Raw genomic sequence first — 25,919 nt, forward strand, 5'->3', positions numbered from 1 at the left:
GTCATATTTTAGAAAACCTTGCAATATTTTCACAGGGTAGAAATCAGTTTTTCCCAATAGTTATGCGGGCTGGGCGGGATTTTAAGGGACGACTAATTAATCACTTGAGCAATTCGGCACAGTAAAGTCATGTGGTATCGGGCCCGTTGTTATTTGAATCCAATCTGCAACAGGAGCAAGAATGTAATACCCATTATCTACCTTTGTTATACCAGCTCCCCTCAGAGCAGTTTCACAGTTCTTAAGATCAGTACAAAATCCAGACGCGATTCTTTTTCCATTAATATAAATCGGATATTTTCGATAGTTTTCATTTATTTTATGAATATCTTTCGCAAAAATACATTTAGGAGTAGCATTACTCTTTCCATCTATATTTTCCGTTTTTAGATCATAACAAAGGCTAAACGGATCGCATGTACATCCGCAAGGCGGCACCACATACTTCACCTTAAATGTACAAGGTTCTCCATCGCCAAGGCTACTTGAAAGCGTCAATGTATATTCTGTTCCATCATCCGTTGACGCAGCCGTTTCACCTTTAATCTTTTGAGGAATCGGACCAGACCTGTACGCACCGCCTGTTACATCCGTAAAGGAACCTCCCGAAATCGTATAGGAACAGCCCCCAGTATACCCACCCCAGCCCCAGCCCCAAGAAACTGCCGGACAATGCAACACATCTGTCGGTTCCACAGTGACATCTGCACCCACAGCAACTTCCATATCATCCGGGCAAGTATATGTAGGACCGGCATAATTAACAACAATATCGCACTCATCCGATCCTAGACCGTTTTCGACATGGAACTTGTATGTATTCTCTCCGGTTCTATCGGCAGATCCCAGGAAAGACACGGACGTTTGCGTCGTAATGACACCTTGGCCCTTCTTTGTTCCATTGGGCGTTTCAAACCAGTAGGAGCATTTTTCTTCACAGTTTTCCACCGAAATGGGAGAAACCACAATAGTCTCATTATGGCCGGCACGTATTGGGGTCGTCGGGCACGTCACTACAGGAGCTGTAGATGCAGGAGAAGCGGTCGCAGAACAGGAAATATTATTACCCAGCGAAGTATTACAAGTCACGCTAAACGTGGTTGAAGTTTCCGTCGCCAAGGTGAACGTCTGATTAGAAAGAGTTCCAGGGCAAGTACTGCCTTCAGCCTTACAATCAAGCGGTCCATCATACGTGCAATAATATATATCAATACCCGGCATCGCTTCTACCACAAAGGTATTACTTTCGCCCGCTTTCACTTCATTTTCGATGGAGCAAACAATCGCATCGGTCGTACTAAAGGTACCCATACATTGAATTTCAGAATCGCTAGCCTTCGTAATAATAAAGGTATGGGAAGCGTTGTCATTCGGAGTTGTAAAAGGTCCCACCGATATATTACGACCTCTACGGATATTTCCCGTCCATGCCGGACTAGTGGCATCATCTATATAGATGTTGTATTCCTGCGGGTCAAGCCTACTGGTGACATAAACATACTCATTTGAGTTCTTCAAAACAAGATCATTCATCGAACATTCAAGATCACCCGACGGCGTACGTTCATCCGTAATTTCAAATTCTTGTGAACAAGGGGTAAAGGGATATTCGGCATTGCTACTTTCCAGAACCATTCTATATGTTCCAACAGCTAGCTTTTCACTCTGTGTATTTGCAACATCAGGATCCGTGGTCAGGTTAGATACATTTCCACTTACAGCGCTATTTGTAGCAACAGTTGCCACATCCGAGCCATTCTGCTTTACCTTTATCGTATAGCCGCACTTCGGGCTTCCTTCAGAAGTTTCTGGGCACCCTGCAATGGAATAAGTCATGATAGGCAATCCCATACCCTGCCTCTTAGAGCGGGAATTACTTGCAATACGACAAGAAGACGATATCTTCGGCACAGTCGTCGTGCGAGTGATACAGGGGGAACCTTCAACGGTGTGATTCGTATTATCAACCATTTCTATCCAGAATTGATAATCTATAGACTCACCATTACCCATATTATAGGGTGTGTGATCAAGGTGAATTTCCCATCCAAAATCATCTCCCGAGAAGGCGCAAGGGCTAGGGGTTTCCGAACAATTTTTAGTATTGCCCGTTAAGCTCGTTTCAAAAGAACCAGCCCTAACTCTAGTCAAATCGACAGATTTAACTTGAGAACTGGTTCCAGCCGTTATCGTTGCAGAAACATTCCACACATCTCGTTGCGGATTATATTCCGCTCTACAGCCAAAAAGGCTCAACGCATTGGGACAACGACTATTCACCGAAATATTGCCAACACCAGAGGCATCATCATATTTCACGTAAACGCCAACGACTTTTTCTGGATCAAAGCCATCTACATTAGAGACCCCATCCACACTTATATTAAGTACGACCCCGGTTCCAGCAGCAGTCGATGTATAAGGTTGGCTATAAATCGGATCCGCACCATAAGTATAGCCTGATGTAGAATTTTGGCTAAACAGGTAAACCGTCACTTCGGCGCCACTCGGATTGTCTAAAGTCACAATTAAATTGGCGCCACGGAAATTGGCGGTTTCGCCATTCGCATCGATTCCGAAATACGTACCTTCAGCACCGTCGACAGTCTGTGTCAGGTATTTATGTTCAGTACAGTTGGTATAGTTTCCGACCCAGAAAGTTCCACAATGGACAGCCGCAATACTATTCGCCCATGGAGCTTCTTCTCCATAAACTTCGCAGCCAACACCGCTAACTCCTACACGAGCCGTTTTGTTTCCGTCCACAATATTTCCATTTACTTCAACGGTATTGCCATGCAATCCTTCAGAGCCCTCTCCAGAGAAATTGTACCCTGTTGAGCTACATTTTTTATAATCATCAGAATTTTCTACATAGCCCGAGCATCCCGCATCATTTCCATTGTAGTAATAGTCGGGAGTGCATTTATTAGCCCCAAACCATGTTGATAAACCAATCCACGGTTTTACATCCCTATTCTGAGGAACTAGGCCACCGGCATAAGCCGCTCTAAAGGAGCATGAAATAGACGGGAATTTATCCCAACATTCAGAGGAATATTCATCACTCTGCCAGCCAATACCATAAAGTTTGAAATTTTGATCCGACAAGCGGTACCCAACATACTGGTTATAAGAATCAGAAAGATGTTGAACCCCACTCAATTCACTTTGCGTCAATTCAAAGGCTACTGCCTGGTACTCTACACTAAATGCATCTGTATAGGCTTTTATCACCAAGATGTCGCGGTTATCATTATTTTTAGTCAATGTGGCAGCGACAAGGATAATGTCTCCCTGATTCACCATCGCATTTCCAATATTCTTCGTCTGGCAGGTATTTTCACCATTCACACAGATTCTAGCTTTCAGACGATTCAACCTATCGCTAAATACATTAAGCATCAGGTAACTCGTTGCATCTTCTTCGGCACGCAGCAGGAATCCAGACTGTTTGATAGTCGCCTTCGCCTCATCATCTAACGACACTTCTTCCCTAGGCACTTGGAACTGAGCCTTAAGCGTTCCATAGCCACCCGCCACAACCGTGCTCATAATCGTCACGGATTTCTTGGCATCTTCCTTGCTACGTCGTGTTGCACTAGACTTAAGCGATATTCGGCCATCTCCATCGAACTGAATATCATCAACATCGCCACTTACAAGTCGCCACTTGGCATTCGGATGAGACCTTGTGGCATCGAGGCAATATTCCTTTTCGGGGTTCGTTTCGGCACAGATAAAGCTGCTTCTATTCTTATAAGTTCCTCTATAATCATCATCCTTGTAAGACGCATCTTTAAATTCATCAAAGAAGCAATGCTTGTCACTTTCATTAAAATGGGCATGAACAATATCATTTCCAGTAATCGTTATCGTATATGTATTTTCAGGATAGGGTACCTTGGAACTCGGGCAATCCGTTCCACTTTCACACATCCAATAATCAAAGTCCGCCTTATCCGAATTTTCCGGGAAAGACAACGTCACTACAGAGCCATAATAGACTTGCACTTGACATTTTTCAGCATATCTTTCCGCATTCTTGAAATCGCCGTAAGAACAGTTGCTCGTCACCGGCTCAGTAGCCCCCGGTTGAATCACAGAAATATTTATTTTCTGGCTCGTATTGATAGGCTCATCCGTGGCAAATCCTGTAGAGAACGTAAATTGTTTTGCCTTAAGCGATGCATAAAGGGTTACCTCAGAAACTCCAGCCAAACTCGCCTGAGGAATCAAATTGTCACCAGGGACAACCGCTTCACAACCATTTGGAACATAGCCGTCGAGGATCTTAAGAGAAATGTCCCCCATATTCTTACAATTCCAGGAATCATTTGCATCTATCCTGGAGCATTGCACACCATTTGCCATAATCCATTCCGAATTTGTCGAACAATCCGGAGCCGATTTCTTAGCGCATTTAGCTTTGTCCGCATCAGAAGACCCATCACCATTCGCTGTACACCAACTTTCTAACGACTGCCTACGAACGGCCACATCCGAAGCTACCTTAATGCTTTCGATATAAGGCGTACCAATAATACAACCGCCATCACAATCGGTAATTTGGAAATCCAATTGTCCCGTAGTAGCCGAAACATTTTTTACAGTGAATATATTTGTGGTTCCAACAGCCGTATTTATGGTAAATTGACAATCATTACCCGTACAGGTACCATTTGCAGCAGGAATCATTGCTATATCCCAACCAGTAACCGATGCAGGACGACGAACCGTTACCTTATATACTCCTGCTGGGCCTCCCGAAGTAGCCGTTACATTAAGCGACACAGTGGTTTCTTCATCCGGTCGCAAATCCACCCAAGCTTCACCAAAGGATACCGGAGGAGTACTAGCGTCACCAGAGACAACGACATAGAACGGAACCGTAGATTGTCTACCCAAAATAGAGCCTGTCACATGGCAAGTGTATATTCCTGCTTCCAATTCTTGGTTACTTGTAGTTAAACTTGTACCCACAGGAATTTGGTTGTTACAATTGACGTTCGGAGAATTGTCAAGAGCAGCCTTGCTATTCAAGGGAATAACTCGATAATACTGGTCCAAAGAACCCTTGGGTGTTCTCGGCAAATAAATAATGCGAGGCAGCACGATAAAAGACGCTTCTGGCTCTTGCGTACCACTTGACAAGTTGCTTATTTTTTCTTTGTTCGCATACTGAGTTTCTACCGTAATAGACAACTGGGGCGCAACCGCAATATAGTAGTCATCCGATGCTGCGGCAGCAGCAGCGGCAGCCGGATCCGCAGTAGGATTGACTAACGCCGTAAATTCCGGATTTTCTTCGATAAGTCCAGCGTTGACCAACGTCCGCATAACAGACCTATTATAATCCAGAATCACACCACCTTGGTATTTTTTCAATGTTTTACCAGGTTCCATCATTACAGAACCTGATATATGGACATTATTAAATTGAGCAATATCCCCTTTAGAATAAACAAAGTAGTTGTAAGTTTTACCCGTAGCGCCTTGCAACTCATTCGACGCACCACGACCCAGATAAAATAAAACTACAGCATTACTTGCAGTAGGCGGAAGATCAGTCTGCCCCATCACTCTTGGAACATAGATAATAAAGTTATGTTCCAATTTTTTATCCGTTTTAATATCGCCTTTACGAACATAATCCCATCTAATGGGTAAAAAGCCTTCATACAATTGACCCGCAGCCGCGGCAGTGTTATAGCAATCATTTAAGTCATCGATTGCATCATCATTCATCACAAATGCCGGGTCAATACCACAAAGATCATTCGCCAGCTTCTGTTTCCAGGCGGCAGTATCCTTTAAGAAGATTGCTTGAGGAACTTCTCCTGTCGACAAGTCAATCATTCTTCCATAGGCATTCATTTTGTCAATCTTTTCCCAATAATTGTCGCCGATATCTTTCAGCACATCATCAGTCGGATGCCACGACTGAACTTTAGAGGCAGAAACATTATTACCCGTTGAAGCAAAAAGGAAGTATCGGTCATTCACATCACCAACATTTTCCGACCCACAAGCTTCATAAAAGCCCTGGCAATAGCCCGTTTCTGAGCAAGTCGCTGCCTGCTTACATACTTTCACGGTCACATCAAAATCATCATAAAGATAAATAGGGCTTCCAAGATTCATCCTTTTATTATTGGACGAACTCTTCGGTCCAGAAATTTTAGACAAATAAGTACTATGTCCAACACCATCAGCATTCTGAGCTCCTTCCCCTGAATAATTTAATTCAGCATTATCCTTAAATACAAGATTCTTTCCTATAGTAAACATCTGAGCGTCATTCGTTCTGGTCATCGTTCCCCCAACCGTCATATTGCCGCTCACATTTATCTTACATTTCTGATCAACATCCCCTCCAATATAGACGTCACCATGAACTTCCAAGTCTCCCGTGCACACAATATTTCCGCCAACGTAAACAATATTTGTATCCAAGCCTGATCTACCAAAGAGATAGGCTCCATCCGCTCTTAAATCCCCTCCTACATAGAGGTTTCCGGACTGTGTAACAGCACCACCATAACGAATCTCCCCTGTCACAACCAAATTGCCTATTTTAGGGGTATTATTCGTAATCCAATCCCCATTAATAATTGCAGACTGAATAGAGTCACTACCCGTAATACCAGTACTTCTTCCTTGGAAGGCTTCTTCATAATTGAGGCCGGAATGTTCGGTAGGCAGCTTTACCCTATAAAGGCCACTTACGTTTAAAATGGCCACTTCAGTATGTTTCGCCTGACCATTACGGGCTTCGCCTTCCGAAACTAGTTTCAATTTATAGGTAGAATTTTCCGTCGTTACGCCTGTCAACCAAACATTGAACTTTTGCCCAGGACGGACCAATTCAGTAAGCATACCATTCAATTTTATTGCAGCATTACCACTCGTCTTGTACTGTCGAATAAGTGCACCCACGTCATTGGCATGGTACGTCATCCAACTACGGGCACTTTCAATACCCGCTACAGCACTCTGGTAAGCTTCACGTTCCAGCATACGACTAGAACTAGAACGAGATTCGCTCGTAATCCACTTGTAAGTGGCAGTCGCGGCAATGGTCGCAACGAGCATAAAGAGAAGGACGGCGATAAGAGATACACCGGCCTTTGAATTTATTTTTTGTTCTAGACGCATAACAACTCCTAAATTCCCACACCATTGCTAGGAGCGGGAACTACAATATCGATATGACCAGTTTCGCCAGCATGGCCGTTCTTTCCGCCTCGGCCAACTTCTAATTCTATTTTAAAGGCTTTCACATTCTTTTTATCTACAGTCGGGATAGTAATCGCCGGGTCAAATACATAGTTGGACCCTGCGATTCTCTTCAATTTCAAATTCGATATAGTGACCGTACCGGATCCAGCCAAAGGCGAATACGTTGCAAAGGTAAAAGCCATACAAACATTTTCAATTTTCTGCGGAACCGTAAAACGCATCGTTCTATTTCCCTGAGAAGTCGTACTGGTAGGGGGATAGAACAAGAAATCATTGAAATTCGCTATGGGTTGACCACTCGTATTGCGGAAACCTACTGCCATATGGTCTCGACCCGGAACAAAGAGCTGGGCTGCATCCGATTCATCATTCGGATAAGCTAGGCCAAAGGATATTTCGTATTCGATCCCCGCCTCTAAAGTAAGCTGTCGGCATTCACTAAAAGCGGTTGAAGTTCCACTATTCATTGCCACATACAGCTCATTCTTTTGTTTCAGTGCATCATTAATGGTACCATTCGCATCATTATAATTTCGAGCGAACCCTCTCAACGAGACACCGGTTCCTCCACCAGACACATACGATGGAGCAATAATATCGGCAGCATCTACACGAGCAATCAAGCTAAAAACATCTGTACCTACAGGCGGAAACACTTGTTCATCCTGATGGTCAGCATCGGCATTACTCCGTATAGAGGGAATTGCAGGGTAAACCTTGAACTTTTCAACCCCTGTTGCCATTTCTATAGCTCCAGCAGAGCACGGATCTCTCTTTGGGTTATACGAGCTAAGTTTATCCAGGAGCACGCAATTACGCTTCAAAACTTTTTTAGTGTCATCAACGGACCATTCAACCTGTTCCGTCGCTTGGTAACGACCTTGATCATCATAACGGAGGTATCGTATGGTAAAATTATCATATGCATCTGAAATAGGATCTATGTTGAAAGAAGAAAGATCGCTAGTCGGATCCATATAGACATTGACTACATGTCCATCAAAAGAATCATTATCGCCAGGAACAGTATTTTCCTTTGAATACTTCGCCCCCGTCTGCTGAACATCAGCCTTAAGTAAAGACGCCAATTCTTCTGCTTCATGAGAAGACTTGATCATATTGTCGGTACGAATACGGAACTTCGTCGAGTTGCTGAAAGCTTCGCCCGCAATAACGACAACAATGCCTACAATCGCCATGTAGACAAGAAGTTCCATAAGGGTAAAGCCAGACTTTTTCATCGGATTACCCCCGAAACTGTAATCGACTGAACGGAATTTTTAAAATGCCAACTGACCTTAACATCTAGACGCTTTGCATACACATGCTTAACGCTCTGTAAAGCCGTAGAGTTTTGTACAGCATACTCATTATCAGGAGACACCGTAATCTCGGCGTCATAAAGCACTTTCATATCGTGTTCAATGGCGCCCGGTTGGCCTTTCCAGGTTCTTTCGATATCTGATATCACAATGGGATTTGCAGCCAAGTTGGCATCCGACAAACGAGCAATACCAAGAGCACTCAAGGAATCAATCAGATTCTGAGCGACTTCTGTTGCTCCGTCACGACCACGTATACGGAGCAGAGCATCATGGTTTCCACCCTGTAAGTTGAGTAGCGCCATATACATAAAGCCAAGCACCGCTGCAGCAATCAACACTTCAACGATGCCAAAGCCAGACTTTTTGCCAAGAACATCCATAAACACCTCCCTAGAGCCTACAAGTCCATCCAGCCCGAAGAGCCCTTGCCAATTTTCCACTGGGCTTTAATGCCATTAACCAATTTCAATTTACGCGCAGCACCAAAACGATCTTCCGATCCGTATTGAATACATACAGCACCTTCGAGAGGTGCCGCAGAAAGTCCGCGACGAGGTTCAAAAACGGCAGGATTATTCCCGATCCAATCTGACGTAACGAGACCACAATCCTTTAGGCTTACAAACCTATTCGGAGATTCCACAACAAGGGAATCCATAATTGTACCATGGCAATAATCCGACGATTCATCGGACTTATAAACCAACAATTTGCTGCTATTGCCAGGAGCCTTGACTAAGCACAATTCTGCAGATTGTTTTCTAGATTCCGTTGCCACCCTTTCCAAGAAGGCGGCGGTATTTACAGCGGCATCCTTAACTCTTGCATTCGCAACAGCCCCTTGCAACCCCGCAACGCCCATTGCCGAGAGTACACCCATGATGATAACTACCACCAGGACTTCGACTAGGGTATAGCCGGACTTTGCACCGCGTTTTACGAGCTTTGCAAACACCATATAATATTCCTTACACAACTCAATTCAAAGATAGTTCAATGCGCCGAAAGCGTCCAAGCTCAGGAGCTTTCGGGGACCATTTCTTAAAATAACTTATTTTTTTACAAAACGCTCAAAATTTTTATAAAATTGGCGAAATATTTAAAAATTCGCCATTTTTTTGTAAATTTTATATCAAAACCGAGTAATTCTGCGCACGCGTTCAAAACGGTAAGCTTTTCATAAGAAACAAAAGACCGTAGCGGTTATGCTACGGTCTAAATTTTGGGGATTAAGATCCTTCGACTTCGAGGCTACGCCTCTCGCTCAGGATGACATTTCCATCAATTATGCATTGATGCTTCGCATCCAAGCCCCAGCGGCTCGGTCATGCTCGTGCAAGCACGGGCGCGACTCTCGCCTTGCTAGGCTTTTACCGTCGTGAAGGCGAAGGCTTCGCCGTCGGCGTCGTTAGCTTCCAAGCCATCGGCAGCAGCTGCCCACTTGATAGCGACTGCTTGGGTCTCGCCGGCGATGTATGCTTCGTTTTCGGCAACCGCCTGCTTGAAGACTTCGCTTGCAGAGAACAGCGTCACTTCGATCTTGTCGGTGATGGCGTAGTTCTGATCCTTACGGCGGTTCTGGATGCGGTTCACGAGTTCGCGGGCCACGCAGGCGCGGCGGAGTTCGTCGGTAATCTTGAGGTCCAGAGCCACGGTGAAGTGCTGGTTGGCTTCCACGGCCATGCCGTCGGCAACGATGCGGTTGAGCATCAAGCAGTCGGCACCGACTTCACCGAAGTCGAACTTGATGGTTTCGCCATTCTGCAGAGCCTTGATTTCGTCGACAGACAACGAATTCAACTTAGCAGAAATCACCTTCATGTTCTTCGCATAATCCGGGCCCTTCGCCTTGATAGCGAGGAAGTTCGGCTTGGCGGAGAGCTGCACGAGCTTGGTTTCGTCTTCGAGGAACTTCATTTCACGAACGTTGAGTTCTTCGAGGATCAAGTCCTTCATCGTTTCAGCAACATTCTTTTCTTCGTTACCGTGAGCAACGACCGTCATGCTAGCAATCGGCATACGGTTCTTTACGTTGTTCGTAGCACGAATCACGCGGCCCATTTCGACCATGCCACGCACCATGGCGATGCGTTCCACGAGCTTTTCGTCCATCAAGGACTTGTCGGCGCTCGGGAATTCACAGAGGTGCACGCTTACCGGAGCGTTGGCATCGACTTCGCGCACGAGAATCTGGTAGATTTCTTCGGCGAGGAGCGGGAGGAACGGAGCGAGAATCTTGGAGAAGTCTACGAGCACCTTGTACATGGTAGCGTAGGCGGCGTTCTTGTCGCCATCGTTTTCGGACTTCCAGAAACGGCGGCGGCTGCGGCGCACGTACCAGTTCGTGAGGTCATCGACCGCGGCAATCACGGCGGGCACCACGTTGTACAGGCGATAAGCCTTCATTTCCACTTCGACCTTGGCAGCGAGATCCTGCAGCGTAGCAAGCATCCAGCGGTCAAGTTCGTTGTCGCTCTTGACTTCCTGACCCGGCTTCCAGTTGAGCTGGCCCTTGGCGGCATCGGCGTTGTGGTTAGAGACAAAGAATGCAACAGCGTTCCAAAGCGGCAACATCACCTGCTTCACGATGCCCTTCACGCCTTCTTCGCTGAAGCGGAGGTCTTCAGCCTTCAAAGCAGCGGAGTTGATCATGAACAAGCGGATGGCGTCGGCACCCGTGCGTTCGATAAGATCGTTCGGGTCCGGATAGTTGCGCTTGGACTTACTCATCTTGGAACCATCTTCGGCCAAGATAATACCATTCACAATAACGTTCTTGAATGCCGGCTTCTGGAACAAAGCGTTAGAAAGCACGGTCAGCGTGTAGAACCAACCACGGGTCTGGTCGAGGCCTTCGGCAATGAAGTCAGCCGGGAAGCTGCGTTCCACGAGTTCCTTGTTTTCGAACGGGTAATGGCGGCTAGCATACGGCATGGAACCGGATTCAAACCAGCAGTCGAACACTTCGGGCGTGCGGCGGTAAACCTTGCCGTTCTTTTCGATGGTGAGCTTGTCAACAAAGTGCTTGTGCAAGTCATCGAGCTTCACGCCGGTGAGCTGTTGCAGTTCTTCGATGGACCCCACGGCAATCATGTCGCCGTCGTCGCTGAGCCACACCGGAATCGGCGTACCCCAGAAGCGGTTACGCGAAAGGTTCCAGTCGCGGGCACCTTCGAGCCACTTACCGAAACGGCCATTCTTGATGTGGTCCGGCACCCAGTTCACCGTCTGGTTGTTTTCGACCATCCATTCCTTCAGAGTCTTGGTGATACCGTCCTTGCTCGTGACAGGCGCGTCAATCTTCAAGAACCAAGTCTTGAGGGCACGGTAAATCAGAGGAACGCCAGTACGCCAGCAGTGCGGGTAGCTATGCACAATCGTGTCCTGCTTGAACACGCGGCCCTGTTCCTTGAAGAAGCGGATAATTTCCTTGTCGGCTTCCTTAGCGCCAAGGCCCTTCCACATCGGGACCTTGTCCGTGAACTTGCCTTCGGTATCGAGCGGGTCGAAAAGGCCGAGGTCGAGTTCAGCACCCTTCTGGAAGTCTTCTTCACCGAAGGAAGGAGCGGTATGCACGGCGCCAGTACCGTCTTCGGTACTCACGTAGTCGGCGGGGTAAATCTTGTAGTGGCGGGACAGCTGGTCCGGCGTCACGAATGCATCGGAAATGCGGGAGAGCGGCTCGTAGTCCTTGCCCACGAGTTCGGAACCCTTGCAGGTATCAACGACATTCGGGTTCTTGAAGTAGGCGGCAGTGCGGCTTGCGGCAATCCAGTACTTCTTGCCATCCTGTTCCACAAGGTTGTAGTCCATGTCCGGCCCCACAACAATGCAGAAGTTGGAATAAAGTGTCCACGGAGTCGTCGTCCACACGAGGATGCTCGTGTCCTTGAACTTGGCTTCGTCCGTGTTGAGCGGGAAGATGAGGGTCAGGGACGGGTCCTGACGGTCCTTATAGCCCTGGTTCGTTTCGAAGTTCGAAAGCGGAGTCGCGAGAGCCGGGCTGTACGGCTGGATGCGGTAGCCCTGGTAGATGAGGCCCTTGTCGAAGCACTGCTTGAACACCCACCACACAGATTCCATGAAGTTCTTGTCCATGGTCTTGTAGCCCTTGTCGAAGTCCACCCAGCGGCCCATGCGGCGCACCGTCTTCTTCCATTCGCTCGTGTACTTGAGCACCTTGCTACGGCAGGTTTCGTTGAACTTATCGACACCGAGTTTCTGGATTTCGGCAACGCCCGCGAGACCGAGTTCGTTCTGCACGAGAGATTCAATCGGAAGGCCGTGGCAGTCCCAACCGAAACCGCGAGGAACCTTCTTGCCCTTCATGGTCCAGTAACGCGGAACGATGTCCTTAATGGTACCGGCAAGCAAGTGACCGTAGTGCGGAAGGCCCGTTGCAAACGGAGGGCCATCGTAGAAAGTGTACGGTTCGGTTTCCGGACGGCTGTCAAGCGACTTCTTGAAACTTTCGTCCTTGTCCCACAATCCGAGCACGCGCTCTTCGATCTGCGGGAAGGTCTCTTCTTTCTTTACTTCACGAAACATGATTACCTCGATATAGTAGACAGTAGGAAGTAGGAAGTAGACAGGGAGTCCGCTTGAACCTCTACTGACCACAAGGCGTTAAATTTTCGGGCGTAAAGATAGAATTTTTTAGAGTAAGCCACATTCAAAACGTCCGTTTTCGGGCCGAAAACGCGGGTGTCATACATTGTCTATCAGCATTTTGACGCCATCCGGCCAGTTTGGAATATTCCAATTTGGAATAAGAAATTCCTTTTATTTTGGTTATCTGATATGGCATTTTTTAGAACAAACAAATATATTGTTTATCAATAACCAACCCAAACGGTAATGTTATGACAAATACAAATTCAAATCTCAGGCACATTGTGCTGATTACCCTATCTGCCGCCATTGGCGGATTTCTCTTCGGTTTCGACTCGTCCGTGATTAACGGCGCGAACGGAGCCCTAAAAGCACACTTTCACGCGACAGACTATGAACTTGCCTGGTCCGTTTCGCTCGCACTGATTGGCGCTGCCATCGGTGCATTTTTTGCAGGTAAAATCGCAGACGCCTTAGGCCGAGTGCGTTGCATGCTTTTTGCTTCAGACCTTTTCGTTTTAAGTGCCATCGGTTCTGGCATTCCCTTCGGCATTCCTGACTTTATCATGTGGCGCGTGATCGGCGGTCTCGGCATCGGCATGGCATCCATTATCGCCCCGATTTACATCGCCGAAACGGCGCCCGCCCATTTGCGTGGGCGACTAGGGTCGATGCAACAGTTCGCCATTGTGATCGGTATCTTCGTGGCACTGCTTTCGAACTACCTGATTGTACGCATCGCAGGGTCTGCAAATGCGCCCATGATTGGCCACATCAAGGCCTGGCAGGTGATGTTCTGGGTCGAAGTCATTCCGGCAGTGATTTACGGATACGCCGCCTGGAAGCTTCCGGAATCACCACGTTACCTTGTTCACAAAGGTTACCTTGACCAAGCCAAGAAAGTGCTTGCCATGATTAACCCTGAAGGCGTCGATAAGGAAGTCGAAACGATTCAGTCCACCTTTAAAAACAAAAAGCCTTCCAAGTTTACCGACTTGCTCGAAATCATTGACGGCAAGGAAAAGGTTGCTCCGATTCTGTGGGCAGGCTTGGGTTTGGCCATTTTGCAGCAGTTGGTGGGCATCAACGTGATTTTCTACTACGGAACGATGCTCTGGCAGAGTGTAGGCTTTGGTGAAAGCGACGCCTTCCTCACGAGCGTGATTTCTAGCGGTGTGAACCTAGTGATGACCGTGGTCGCAATCTTGCTTATCGATAAGATTGGCCGTAAGCCGCTCCTGTTGATCGGTAGCATTGGCATGGCCGTTACCTTGGGCACGCTCGGACTCTGCTTCATGAACATTCAGCCCGACGGAACCCTGCCGGGAGCAGCACCGGTGATTGCCTTGATTGCTGCAAACCTCTACATTACCTTCTTCGCAGCAACATGGGGACCGGTCATGTGGGTGATGCTCGGCGAAATGTTCAACAACCGTATTCGTACCATCGCCATCGCCATTTGCGGCCTTGCACAGTGGTTCGCCAACTTCGTGGTCACTTGGACGTTCCCTGTGCTTACCGGCGATGACGGCATTGGCGTTGGACCGACCTATATGATTTACACCTTCTTTGCAGCGTTCAGCATCTTCTTCGTGGCAAAGTTCATCAAGGAAACGAAGGGAAAAGAATTGGAGGAGATGTAATTAGCTTGAAAAGCCGATTCCGGGGCAAGCCCGGAATAACATTAAAAAGCAAAAGGTCCTCGGCATTGCCGAGGACCTTTTTTAATTGCTTAGTTGCAAGTCAGGATTACTTGACGTTCACCTTGGAGAGCTTGCCGTTCACGCGAACCAGGTAGATACCCTTGCTCGGAACAGTCACGGAAGCCTTGCCAGAAACAATCTTCTTGCCCTGGAGAGAGAACACGGCGATATCCTGAGCGGCGCCAGCAGAGATGGTCATGCCAGAAACAGAGATCTTTGCAGCAGCCGGAGCCGTAGCAACAGCGTTGATGCCAGTTCTGATTTCGATACCGGTAATCTTGGCCGGATCAATCACATTGCCGCTTGCATCGAGGAATTCAATGGACTTGATGGAGAATTCACCGATACCGCCCTTAGCGTCCTTCACTTCCCACTTGAAGCCAGTCACAGCGGTAACGATCTGAGTTCCTTCCGGAGCTTCATTCTTGTCAACCCAGGAAAGAAGGCCACCAAAGTTATCGTCATCGAAGCCCTTGACACCCTGATCGTACGGAGTCATGTCATAAGTCGTAGCCTTGTATTCAGAACTCGTCGGGACGAAAATACCCGGTTCAGCACCAGCTTCGGCAGTGAATTCGTTAAGGATAGCCATACGAATCGGACCAGATGCCTTCATGGTCACACGAACAGCCTTAATACCGAGAGTATTGAAGTTCACGCCCTTCTTGTCGTTAGCGAGGAAGGACATGGCGATACCAGCAGACGGATACTTGAGGAGGCCTGCATCAGCCTTTTCCTTAGTCCATTTCGGTTCCGGGCCAATTTCCATGGATGCTTCGGCGTAGATCTGACCATCTTCCTTGAGGAAGAGCGGAGAAGAACCGGAATCCGGAACCATCTTGGTACCGATACCGAGCTTGTCGTGGTATGCACCCCAGTTCCAGAAGCCAGAAAGACCAACAGTCGTATCCTTAATAGCCTGCTGTACACCGCCAATTTCAGAAACAGACGGAGCCTTGCTCGGATCCGGAGTGAACTTGGTGAACTTGGAAATATCATAGAGGTTCGGCATGTTACCGGTCATGAGGAGGAGGTAAAGGAGGTTCAAAGTAGCCGGATAGTACTTTTCACCGGCAACGCCTTCACCGCAACCCTGAGCAGTTTCGCAGCTCGTGAGAGTGGAAAGAGCCTTATAGGTCGTACCGAGGTAAGCCTTAGCGTCATCACCATCAACAGAAGAAGTGGCGAGGCCGAGACCACCAGAGAAGGTAGAAGAAACGAAACGACGCTTGGTAGAGAGTTCCGGCTGACCATCTACATAGTAACCGGAATTCACGCCACTAGCAGTGTGAGTAGTCGGGATGAGCCAATCAGAAACCTTCTTGTTGAAGGCCTTTGCATCGGAATTACCATACCAGTAGTAAGCCCAAGCCATGCGCCACGGAGTACGGGCAGCGTCATCGAAGAAGCCCGCATTTTCGGTCTGAGCCACAGAAGCGGAAGTCTTGGTCGGCTTATGAGAGTTCCAGTCGCACCAGTCCGGGACAAGACCCGTAGAGGAGTTCTGGCAAGCCTTCAGGTCAGAAGCGGTGGTAGAGAGCACGTTTGCCCACGGACCAGAAGCGTCAACAGACTTGAAGAGTTCAAAGTTAGCGAGCGTACCATAGCTCGGGTTGAAAGCGTCATTCCACTGGTTACCCGGCTTAACATGGCCACCGTTAATGTCGTTGGTGCCAATCCAAGAGATAATCTTCTTGGCGTCAGTCAGGTAGGAGTCCTTGCTCCACTGCTTGGAAGCCATCACGAGAGCGAGAGCAGCGTCAACGTCTGCGTCAGTTGCAGAACCGGTACCGCCACCTTCACCGATACGCCAGTTCATACCACCGCCGTTGCCGCCGTTGGATGTCCAAACGCCATAAACCTTATCGAACATGGTCTGATCGTCCATGTAGACAGCAATCAACATACCGTAAGCGATAGCTTCGGAAACGGTAGAACCGGTTCCTTCCGGTGCATAAATCCAACCATTGTTGGAGTTGTACCAGGCCTTTTTCCACTTCTGGTAGTGGGCCTTGATCATGTCCGTATCGGCATATTCAATGGTCGTGCCGTGCGGATGTTTCATGTTCTGCGGGAAGGGATACTGACCCGCAAAAGAGGCGGTCGCTGCCGTAAGGGCGAGTGCGCCGATCGCAACTTTGAAAATGTTCTTCATAGATTTTCCTTGTTAATGACTTTACACCCGTTCGTAAATATAAAATAGAGTGTCAAATGCGGTAAGGGCGAATATGTAATAATTCCGTTGCATAAACCGCGAAAAACGGTAATTTTTAAGGAACATTGTGATTAAATTCACACCACTGTATCAAGTTCCCGTTCGCTAAATGTTCTCACATTTTTTTCGGGAATTAACGCCCCAGCCAAATGTTAACAGCAAATTACTTTGCAGAATTCTGAGCGAGTTTTGCTTTCGCCTTTTTACGACGCCACACCTTAAATTCGCTGTACAAGGTACTGACCGTGTAGACGAATATCAAGAAGAGAATCGTGTTTTTAGGAGCATTCAAATTGCAAATGCCCCAAGCAATCGTAATCAGCGGAAGGTGAATCAAATACGGGTAGAACGAAGCGCGGCCAATTTTACGGACAATCCCGATGCAAAAGAAGCGAGCCATAAAGCCCTTTCCTGTAAGCAGCGAAACTAGGAAAAGTCCGTAAAGCAAAATCGGAAGGGAATGATGGAAGAAATAGTTGAAGCCGGGATTCAGTTCCGGGCGCATCAAGAACAAACTACCATAAATGGCGGCAAGCATCACGAACTGAGCAAAACCGCTTACAAAATTTCGCTTGAGGAAATCGAAGTGGCCTTCTTTAAAGAGCCTAAAGAGCACCATGCCGAACAAGTATTCAAAAATACGGACTGGGGCAAAGATATGGAAGAAACGGTACTTGGCATCGTAACTGTCGAACCAAAGATTATCGGAAAGGCCAAAGAACGTAGCCCACAAAATTCCCGGAATAAAGAGCGTTCCAAAAAGCACCCAAAGCGTGCGGTCACTCTGCTTGAAAAGCCAGCGGCTGAACCAAGGAGTCACCGCGTAGCACACGAAAAAGCTGGTAAGGGACCAAGACGGTTCATTCAGTTTCATGCCGAGATCCGGCACGATAGACCAAGTGAGCGACAGATGCAAAAAAAGGCTTCGCCACGGGTGTGTCATTTTAGCAAGGCCAGCAGCAGCGCAGTCACCAATTTCAGAGAGGCCAGGCAAATGAGTATAGCCGCTAAATTTAAAGACAAGCACCACAAACATGAGAAGCGTCATAAAGAAGTGCAAACGGTAAAGCTTTGCAATGCGGCTGAACATGAAGGGAATTACAGGAATCTGTCGTTCCGGATCACTGAACTTGCTTGCAAAGAGGAATCCCGCAAGCACGTAGAAAATACCGGCCGCAAATGCAGGAGCATTCACGATTGGAACAATCCACTTATAATCGGACATGTAGTTGAGGGCGCTAGAAGAACCCAGATGCAGCATTACAATGTTAATGCTTGCGAGGAGTCGAAGGCCATCGAGAGCCGGGAAGTAATTCGGTTTAGTGGAGGTCATTTTTCTTGCTTTGTTGGCGGATGCGAGCGAGGGCTTTGGAGCGGCGGCGAGCAGTTTCCTGAAGGTCTACGTTTTCATCGTATTCGTCAACGATTTCGCGGCCGAGGATTTCTTCAAGAACATCTTCTAGACTAACGATACCAGCAATGGCACCCCATTCATCAACGACTCCCACAACGTGACCACGTTGCTTCAAGAATCGAAGCAGCAACTTGTCTAACGTAAGGCTATCGGGAATCAATTGCAGCGGGCGCATCATCTGACGAAGTTTCACATCGCGCAGGCCTTCTGCCAGCTTGTTGTATGCATCGCGACGAAGTACGATACCAATCCAGTTGTCTTTCTCTTTTTCGTAAAGCGGCACACGAGAGAACGGCCAATTGCCACGTTCATCCAGAGATTCACCAATGGTAGAATCGGCCTTCAGCGAAAACACGACCTGGCGCGGCGTCATAACTTTACGCACAGGAACCGATTTCAGAGCCAGAATATTCTTGATGACCACCGACTGCTGGCGATCAATGACATCTTCGCGAAGGCCAAGACTTACAAGGCTGTTGATGTCATCGATGCTTACATCTTTCTTGTCCTCTTTTTCGCGAGTCCAATGTTTGGTCAGCGTAAGACAGAGCCAGATGATTCCCGTCCACGAAAGAACAATCGTAATGTAATAAAACGGAACAGCGACCAAAGGGGCAGCAATTTTCGCCTGTTTGACTCCCAAGGTCTTAGGCGTAATTTCGCCGAACAAAAGGATAAGAACGGTAAGGATTATCGGGAGGGAAACCTGTCCAATAGGAGGCAAGTTCTTGACCGCAAGAGCTGTCGCCAAGGAAGCGCCCACCGTATTCGCGATGGTGTTCACCACCAGCACCGATGCAATGTAGCGATCGATGTTTTCTTTCACATGCACGATGTAACGCGCCGTGAACTTTTTCTGTTTTTGCAGCAGTTCAATAGTAGCAGGCGGCATGCTGTAAAACGACGCTTCTGTTACCGAACAGAAGGCCGAAATAGCGAGGCAGCCCAAAACAGTCAGAACGATATAAAGCATTATTCCATACCTAACAAAGCAGGTTCAAAAAGTGCGGGTTCGATTGCCCAGAGCTGGGGACGACTCAAGTCGTAAATGTAATCGGTCCAATCTGACAGTTCATATAGCATCTTGGAGCCAGGTGTCGGAAGCGTAAAGGAATGACCGGAGCCCAACACTTGCAAATCCACATCGGTATTTTCGCCGATATCGGCAAGTTGTTTTGCAACATCAATGGCATCATCAATTCCGCCGAGGCCGTGCACAAGGCCCGCCGTAAGGGCCTTGATGCCAATCATCACTCGCCCGCCACCATAAGCGGTATCGACGGTAGCCTGCGGAATTCCCGTAGCCTTGGAGACGACACCCGTAAAGCGTTCATAGAATTCATCCATGTACGCTTGCAATGCAGCCTTTTCTTGATCCGTCCAGGCGCGCGTAAACGTGGTAGCGTCGGCATACTGATGAGTCTTGACGGTTTCGGCCTTAAGGCCCACCTTTTCCATAAGCCCCGAAGCATCAATTTTACCGCCATAGATACCGATGCTACCCACAATAGCCATCGGTTCTGCAAGAATCTTGTCGCCGGCGCAAGCGATGTAGTAACCGCCCGAAGCCCCCATATAGCCGATACTCGAGACAACAGGAATTCCCTGTTCGCTGACGTGGCGGAGGGCGGCCCAAATTTTATCGGACGCAATAGCGGAGCCTCCCGGCGACGAAATACGTACGATTAACGCCTCTGCACTAGAGGAAGGCAACTTGCGTAGCGATTCAAGCACCGAGCTTTCCATACGGGAATCAATGGTTCCGTCAATATTGAGAAGAGCGATCTTTGCCCTAGGCGCCCAGCTTTCGTTGAAGATTTTCTTATTCGTCGGATACCAAGTGCGATACGCCGCATTCGGGTAGTCGATGTCAAAGAAGGTCTTGAGAGCGTAAGTAGGAACCTGATCCAGATACAGCAACGTATCCACCAAGCCAGCACGCTTTGCCGCAGAAGCCGTCACCAACGGCTCGGAGGCCAAGGAATCCAGATGCTTGTAGGCCTGTTCGGCATTCATCTTGGTTCCTACACCACGCATCGAAATGTAGGTTTGCAGAGAATACCACAAATCGTTATACAGCGTATCGAAATTGGCGCGGGCTTCTGCCGACATGGAATCAGCAATGTAAGGTTCCACTGCAGACTTATACGCCCCGTGACGCAGGAATTCCACCTTCACGCCCAATTTGTCGAAAAGACCCTTATAGAAGAGAATATTTCCGCCAAGACCACGCCAGTTCATGTGAGCCGAAGGTTCCACCACAATGCGGTCTACATGAGCAGATGCCAGTAACACTGCGGGGCGGATGTCATCCATATAGGCGACAACCTTGCTGCCGCGAGCCTTGAGTTTTTTCACATAGCGGTCAATTTCGCTAGAAATGCCGATATTACCCTTGTAGCCGGAAAAATCCAAAATGATCAATCCGCAAGCCGGATCGCGCAACATATGTTCGAATAGGTTACGAACGTGCCAAATGCAAATGGAACTCTTTCTGAAAAACGCGAATTCTTCTTCCGTTTCAGAGACTTCCATATCCAGCGGAACACGAATAATCTGCGCACTCAAAGAAGCGTTCGGATTGCGTGCACTGTGATAGCCCCAGGCTCCGCCCTTAGGCAGAAGGTCGTCGTACACATGCAAGGCGACATTGTTGTAACCGCCGAAACTCGTGGAGAATGTAAGGCGATATTCGTCGTCGCCATGCAACGGCATGCGGAATCCCCAGCGAACGCCGTAAAGTCCCAGTTCGAAAAGCAAACGGTGATTTTCGAAATCTTCAACGTCGTAACTCACGCTAAAGAGCGGGCCCAGACGCAAGGTAGCGCCCAAATTCTGCACGCGTTCGGGTGCTTGCGGACCGGCATAAAGCACGTTGTCGCAAGAGTAGCCGAGCGAAACGAATGAAAGCGGACGTAGCATGACACCCAAATCAAGGCTCCATTCCGTTCCCGAATAATAAGACGTACGGAAGGCATTCACTCGTTCACCCACAAAAATCACGCGATTCCACAGGGAACTTCCATGCGTCAAACTCCAGCGGGAAATATCCAGATGGTCCGGGCCACGAGTATAATCAAAGCCTGCCGCCCAATGATCAAGATTTCCGCCAATACGGAAATTATTGATTTCGTTGTCGTAATCGTAACTGACGAGTGCTCCCTTGGAATCAAAGGCTGTAAGACCAGCCGGGTTACCCCAAATACCATGTTCATTTTCGAGCGATACAAAGCCCGACTCGCCAGGAATGTAGGCAAGGGCATACGCAGCGCAAAACAAAAAAAGCGCCGGTATAAACTTATTTTGCATCTTTTTCATTCGCTCTCCCCTTTTTGAACATTTCACCAATCAAAGAAACCAGAGCAACCGCATAGCAGGCGTCGTAAAAGTCACGATACCAATCGTATGCGGAGTCTTCATCTTGTGCAGCATTCTTATAAGAGTTCAAATAATTTAGAAAAGCCTCGTGTTCCTTCTGCAGGGCATAGGCGGGATTGCCATTCCGATAGGCGCCCAAATCCAGCGTTACGGAACGGCCTTTCATCGAAATCTCTAACGTGCGGGAATCAGAGGCGGAGTTTCGGTCTACGATAAATTCAGCCTTGAACGTTCTGAAATCATAGATGGCGTGAATGCGGTCGTCCGAAAATTCTTCGCATTGAAGCGAATTGTACAACATGGCATTCTTGTCGACAAAGGAGCAAAGCAAGTCCATGTCGTGAATCATCAGATCGTATTCCACGGAAACATCGCGGTTACGCGGCGAAAAACCGTGCGTTCGCGTAAACTTAAAACAAATCGGAAATACATCTTGCTTTTGGAGAAACCAGTTTTTCAAGCACTCCTGCATTTCCTTGCAAAAGTCGGTCTTTGCAAATTCTTCGATGGCCGGGTTGTAGCGTTCCGAATGCCCGACAAAGACAAGTGCGCTCCGTTTCAGAGCCAGTTTCTGGTATTCCAGAGCTTCCATTCCAGACACCGACACCGGTTTTTCAATAAGCACCGGGAGCTTCATTTTGATGCATTTCTTGACGTATTCATCGTGCGTTACGGATGGAGATGCAATAACGGCAAAGTCAGGCGTAATCTTGCCAGTTTTAATTCGTTTGAACAAGGCGGTAGCCTCGGCCGAAGTGTCGGCGACATCGACGAATTCAACACCATCGGCTTCGAAGAGCCGCTTGTGCCGCTCTCCCATGGTTCCATTACCGATTAGGACTGCTTTATAAGAACAGGAATTTTGCATAGAGGCCTAAAGTATGTCCCGTTTCCATTCCAAACAAGTGTCCACGATTCATTTCGTAAAAGAGAGCCACGCCCAAAGAATTCCTGAAGACCGAGAAATAGTGGGCCGCATCGACACGTATTCTAAAGCCTCGCTCCAAGTCATCCATTTTTTGATAAGGCTTGTTCAAATTCAAATTTCTGGATTCCTGAATGCGCCAACGGTACAGGAGAACGTAATCCAACTTCCAACCGGAATAATCATCGGGATCCCAAAGTATTTTCCACGAAAAGGAGCCTTTCACACCGAGTTCATCGCCCGGCTGAAAGTTCCGTTCTTCGAGGAACGTAAAGTATTCCACCGCCGCGCCAAGAGTCATGTTGCGGGAAACATCATAAAGGCCATAAGGGGTAACGCCGATTCGGTAAAAGCGGTTCACCCTGGAACCTTCGCGAGGCGGAAGCCTCCAGTTGACATCTACACCCGCAAAGGAAAAGGGCATCAACTTTATCCCCAAATACGATTCGTTGAGGCCGTTCACCTGCAAATTCACCCTTTCGTGAATCTGGTCATGCGCCTTCGTATTCCACTCATAACTCACGAGACGGTAGGCAAAATCGCCATAAACGCTAAAGCAGTTGCAGGGGGCAAATTCCCCCGCCACATTGATATCGCCACTGTATACGTCATCGCGCAGTTCTGCAATGCCCCCCAGCAGCACAAAGCTTTCGGGAGCGCGCACCGGAGAAACCGTCTCGCGGGCAAACAGCGAGAGGGGCAACAGGGCAAAAAGCAGGAAACCTAACCGTTTCCAATTCAGAACAGGCAAACGCATAAATTACCATCACAAATTTAAAAAAGATTGACTGACCAAACTTTTTCATCTAACTAAATTTGTCCCATGCTCCGATGGTCGGCCCTTCTCACCCTTTGCATTTTATGCTGTTCCTGCGTCTGGAACGACCCCAAGGGCGACCCCGACTACCTGCCGTGCGACGATTCGGAATACCCTTACGCCAACTTACCACGGTTTGTCATCGAGACAGAAGACTTCGCCCAGATTCGCGACCGAGAAACCAAAATTCCCGCAAAATTGCAGATATACGGCAAGGATGCCCCCGAAAGCGATGTTCTTGACTTGACCATCAAGGGTCGAGGAAACTCCAGTTTTACGGGGATGCCCAAGCCCGGCTACAAGATTAAATTCGAAAAAAAACAGGGACTTTTGGGAATGCCCAAAGACAAGGAATGGGCACTCATCGGCAATTCCGCTGACAAGACACTCCTCAAGAACTTTATCACATACAAACTTGCCGATTGGCTTGGCGACGAATACACCCCGAGAAGCCAATTCGTCGAACTCTATCTGAACAGGCAGTACCAAGGCGTCTACCAGTTGGTCGAAACGGTCAAAGTCGGCGAGCACCGAGTCAACATTCCCCAAAGTGACAGTTCCTTCCTGCTGGAAAGAGGCCCTACGGAACATGGCGGAGAACACTTCGTCGTCACGGAACAAGGCACCAAATTTGAAATCAAGTCGCCCAAGGAGCCGACCGATTCCTCGACGGCTCTCATCAAGAAAGCTCTAAGCCAATTTGAAAATTACCTGAGAAGCGACAATCCGAAAGGCGAAATTACGGACTACCTCGACTTTGAGGATTACTTGCGCTACTACTGGATTCAGGAAATTTCCAAGAATATGGACGGAGCCTTTAGACGCAGCATCTTCTTGACTTGGCAAAAAGGGGACGTTATCCGCCTCGGTCCCGTCTGGGATTTTGACGTGGCCTACGGAAACTGGGAAGTCGATTCCCTTCGCACCGCAACCGATTGGTATATCCGTCCCAGCGGCTGGAACGGCCTCATTTTCAAGCGTGAAAAGCTTTGGCAGGAGGCAGCCCGCTACTGGAAGGAGCATCGCGATTTCCTCGCCACCTTCCCCGACTCCATCCGCAAATACGCCAAGGAGTTCGCACCGGCCACCAAAAACGAATTCAAGCGCTGGCCCGTACTTGAAAACACCGAAAACTGGACCTACAAGGAAGCCTACGACAGCTACGACGAAGCTATCGATTCACTCAACAGCTGGATTAACCAGCGAATGGATTGGATAGACAATCACCTATAGGCGAGAACTTTCCGGTATTCGTCCAAATACTGTAGCGCCGTCTTTTTGATGCTGTAATTCTGCATGACATGCTGGCGTCCAAATTCAACATTGTCGTTGTTGCGCCCCTGTTTAACAAAAGCGGCAATTTGACGGGCAAGATCTTCGGGGTTTTCGGATTCAAAAGTATATCCAATTAGTTGCTTTTGCCCATCCTTGACGACCGTCATGATTTCTACGGGACCTTCGATATTACTCGACAATACTGGAACCCTAGCCACCATCGCCTCGGCAACAGTCAAGCCAAATCCCTCGTAACGGGAAGGTTGAATAAACAAGTCGAAATTGCAGAGATTCTCGTAAATCCAATCTCTAGGTTTATTACCTTCGAAAACCACCAAGTCTTCAATTCCCAGGGATTTCGTCATATCCTGCAGCAGTTCCCTACTGGAACCGTCGCCAACAAAGTGCATTTTAAAACTTTTTTCGCACAAATTATTTTTATTGATTTCGGCGAGAGCCTTCAAAAGGATATCTTGACCCTTCTGCTTGATATAAAGCCTCGACACCTGAACAAAATGCAGCAAGTCATCGTTAAACAGGCCTGTTTTCTCACAATTGATGCTATCGCAGGGAATTCCGTTTTCAACTAGAATCGTTTCCTTGCCGACCTGATTCCATTCTTCCTGCACGGCCTTTGAAATCGCATAGCAGGCCTTGAAATACTTTGATTCGTTAAAGTCATTCGTGGTATTGTGAATGGTACGGACCATTGTCCATTTGCCGAAAATGAATTTCGCCATTTCATCATAATGGGCATGGACAATGTCAGGTCGAATTTTCCTAAGGAAATAATTGAGTTTGAGAATCGGAAGCGGGTTCTTGCTTTTGACTTTACGGCCACAACAGTAGATACGGATACGCTTGTCTAAACGGGCCTGGATGGACTCGTCCAGCATATTGTTGATTACAATTAACGATATTTCATTACCCTCAACCTGTTGGTTGACGATATCCACTAGCATATTTTCGATGCCGCCAGTAGCAAGGCCCCATAAAAGGTGTACGATTCTCAAA

The 25,919-nt window shown here is 47.9% G+C and carries 14 protein-coding genes; 2 read left to right on the forward strand and 12 right to left on the reverse strand.

All coding sequences use genetic code 11. The annotated features are described in order from the left end of the window. Positions 1 to 96 precede the first annotated feature (96 nt). From BUA40_RS06320 to ileS, 5 genes are all read right to left on the reverse strand, one after another. The gene (locus BUA40_RS06320; RefSeq protein ID WP_072799671.1) at positions 97 to 7,158 is read right to left on the reverse strand and encodes a hypothetical protein; all 7,062 of its coding nucleotides are present in this window, start codon (positions 7,156 to 7,158) and stop codon (positions 97 to 99) included. 8 nt (positions 7,159 to 7,166) lie between these two features. Further along, positions 7,167 to 8,483 (reverse strand): type II secretion system protein, encoded by a 1,317-nt coding sequence (locus BUA40_RS06325; protein WP_072799673.1) that lies wholly within the window; start codon positions 8,481 to 8,483, stop codon positions 7,167 to 7,169. Continuing rightward, positions 8,480 to 8,947 (reverse strand): type IV pilus modification PilV family protein, encoded by a 468-nt coding sequence (locus BUA40_RS06330; protein ID WP_072799675.1) that lies wholly within the window; start codon positions 8,945 to 8,947, stop codon positions 8,480 to 8,482. Before BUA40_RS06330 ends, BUA40_RS06325 begins: the two co-directional genes overlap by 4 nt. A 17-nt stretch (positions 8,948 to 8,964) precedes the next feature. Next, positions 8,965 to 9,525, reverse strand: a complete 561-nt coding sequence (locus BUA40_RS06335; RefSeq protein ID WP_072799677.1) for a prepilin-type N-terminal cleavage/methylation domain-containing protein — start codon at positions 9,523 to 9,525, stop codon at positions 8,965 to 8,967. 404 nt (positions 9,526 to 9,929) lie between these two features. Beyond that, positions 9,930 to 13,115 (reverse strand): isoleucine--tRNA ligase, encoded by a 3,186-nt coding sequence (gene ileS, locus BUA40_RS06340; RefSeq protein ID WP_072799679.1) that lies wholly within the window; start codon positions 13,113 to 13,115, stop codon positions 9,930 to 9,932. 314 nt (positions 13,116 to 13,429) lie between these two features. Between ileS and BUA40_RS06345 the strand changes: the two genes are divergently transcribed. Further along, positions 13,430 to 14,821 (forward strand): sugar porter family MFS transporter, encoded by a 1,392-nt coding sequence (locus tag BUA40_RS06345; RefSeq protein ID WP_072799681.1) that lies wholly within the window; start codon positions 13,430 to 13,432, stop codon positions 14,819 to 14,821. A 106-nt stretch (positions 14,822 to 14,927) separates the two neighbouring features. Here BUA40_RS06345 and BUA40_RS06350 read toward each other — a convergent pair whose 3' ends face one another. The 6 genes from BUA40_RS06350 to BUA40_RS06375 form a co-directional block, all read right to left on the reverse strand. Beyond that, complete coding sequence (locus BUA40_RS06350) at positions 14,928 to 17,036, reverse strand: glycosyl hydrolase family 8 (protein ID WP_072799684.1); 2,109 nt, start codon at positions 17,034 to 17,036, stop codon at positions 14,928 to 14,930. A 223-nt stretch (positions 17,037 to 17,259) separates the two neighbouring features. After that, on the reverse strand, positions 17,260 to 18,429 hold the full coding sequence (locus BUA40_RS06355) for an acyltransferase family protein (protein WP_072799686.1): 1,170 nt from the start codon (positions 18,427 to 18,429) through the stop codon (positions 17,260 to 17,262). Further along, positions 18,416 to 19,483 carry a hemolysin family protein gene (locus BUA40_RS06360; RefSeq protein ID WP_072799688.1) on the reverse strand — a complete coding sequence of 356 codons (1,068 nt, stop codon included), beginning with the start codon at positions 19,481 to 19,483 and terminating at the stop codon, positions 18,416 to 18,418. Before BUA40_RS06360 ends, BUA40_RS06355 begins: the two co-directional genes overlap by 14 nt. After that, positions 19,483 to 21,828, reverse strand: a complete 2,346-nt coding sequence (gene sppA / locus BUA40_RS06365) for a signal peptide peptidase SppA (RefSeq protein ID WP_255369231.1) — start codon at positions 21,826 to 21,828, stop codon at positions 19,483 to 19,485. Before sppA ends, BUA40_RS06360 begins: the two co-directional genes overlap by 1 nt. Continuing rightward, complete coding sequence (locus tag BUA40_RS06370; protein WP_083585311.1) at positions 21,809 to 22,756, reverse strand: Gfo/Idh/MocA family protein; 948 nt, start codon at positions 22,754 to 22,756, stop codon at positions 21,809 to 21,811. The genes sppA and BUA40_RS06370 overlap by 20 nt, the downstream gene beginning before the upstream one ends. Beyond that, positions 22,734 to 23,570 carry a hypothetical protein gene (locus tag BUA40_RS06375; protein WP_178299568.1) on the reverse strand — a complete coding sequence of 279 codons (837 nt, stop codon included), beginning with the start codon at positions 23,568 to 23,570 and terminating at the stop codon, positions 22,734 to 22,736. The genes BUA40_RS06370 and BUA40_RS06375 overlap by 23 nt, the downstream gene beginning before the upstream one ends. 66 nt (positions 23,571 to 23,636) lie before the next feature. On the opposite strand from BUA40_RS06375, the gene BUA40_RS06380 reads away from it, so the two are divergent. Beyond that, entirely contained in the window at positions 23,637 to 24,863 is a 1,227-nt protein-coding gene (locus BUA40_RS06380; protein WP_072799696.1) for a CotH kinase family protein, read from the forward strand. Here BUA40_RS06380 and BUA40_RS06385 read toward each other — a convergent pair. Then, the gene (locus BUA40_RS06385; RefSeq protein WP_072799698.1) at positions 24,854 to 25,918 is read right to left on the reverse strand and encodes a glycosyltransferase; all 1,065 of its coding nucleotides are present in this window, start codon (positions 25,916 to 25,918) and stop codon (positions 24,854 to 24,856) included. The two genes, BUA40_RS06380 and BUA40_RS06385, sit on opposite strands and share 10 nt — an antisense overlap. Position 25,919: the final 1 nt, after the last annotated feature.

The organism is Fibrobacter sp. UWT2 (assembly GCF_900142545.1).
Taxonomy (GTDB): Bacteria; Fibrobacterota; Fibrobacteria; order Fibrobacterales; family Fibrobacteraceae; genus Fibrobacter.

What these genes read in the sequence shown, in the direction of transcription:
- BUA40_RS06345 (WP_072799681.1), top strand. Translation starts at nt 13,430, where the DNA reads ATGACAAATACAAATTCAAATCTCAGGCACATTGTGCTGATTACCCTA.
- BUA40_RS06325 (WP_072799673.1), bottom strand. Translation starts at nt 8,483, where the DNA reads ATGAAAAAGTCTGGCTTTACCCTTATGGAACTTCTTGTCTACATGGCG.
- BUA40_RS06360 (WP_072799688.1), bottom strand. Translation starts at nt 19,483, where the DNA reads ATGCTTTATATCGTTCTGACTGTTTTGGGCTGCCTCGCTATTTCGGCC.
- ileS (WP_072799679.1), bottom strand. Translation starts at nt 13,115, where the DNA reads ATGTTTCGTGAAGTAAAGAAAGAAGAGACCTTCCCGCAGATCGAAGAG.
- BUA40_RS06320 (WP_072799671.1), bottom strand. Translation starts at nt 7,158, where the DNA reads ATGCGTCTAGAACAAAAAATAAATTCAAAGGCCGGTGTATCTCTTATC.
- BUA40_RS06370 (WP_083585311.1), bottom strand. Translation starts at nt 22,756, where the DNA reads ATGCAAAATTCCTGTTCTTATAAAGCAGTCCTAATCGGTAATGGAACC.
- BUA40_RS06335 (WP_072799677.1), bottom strand. Translation starts at nt 9,525, where the DNA reads ATGGTGTTTGCAAAGCTCGTAAAACGCGGTGCAAAGTCCGGCTATACC.
- BUA40_RS06350 (WP_072799684.1), bottom strand. Translation starts at nt 17,036, where the DNA reads ATGAAGAACATTTTCAAAGTTGCGATCGGCGCACTCGCCCTTACGGCA.
- BUA40_RS06375 (WP_178299568.1), bottom strand. Translation starts at nt 23,570, where the DNA reads ATGCGTTTGCCTGTTCTGAATTGGAAACGGTTAGGTTTCCTGCTTTTT.
- BUA40_RS06380 (WP_072799696.1), top strand. Translation starts at nt 23,637, where the DNA reads ATGCTCCGATGGTCGGCCCTTCTCACCCTTTGCATTTTATGCTGTTCC.
- BUA40_RS06330 (WP_072799675.1), bottom strand. Translation starts at nt 8,947, where the DNA reads ATGGATGTTCTTGGCAAAAAGTCTGGCTTTGGCATCGTTGAAGTGTTG.
- sppA (WP_255369231.1), bottom strand. Translation starts at nt 21,828, where the DNA reads ATGAAAAAGATGCAAAATAAGTTTATACCGGCGCTTTTTTTGTTTTGC.
- BUA40_RS06355 (WP_072799686.1), bottom strand. Translation starts at nt 18,429, where the DNA reads ATGACCTCCACTAAACCGAATTACTTCCCGGCTCTCGATGGCCTTCGA.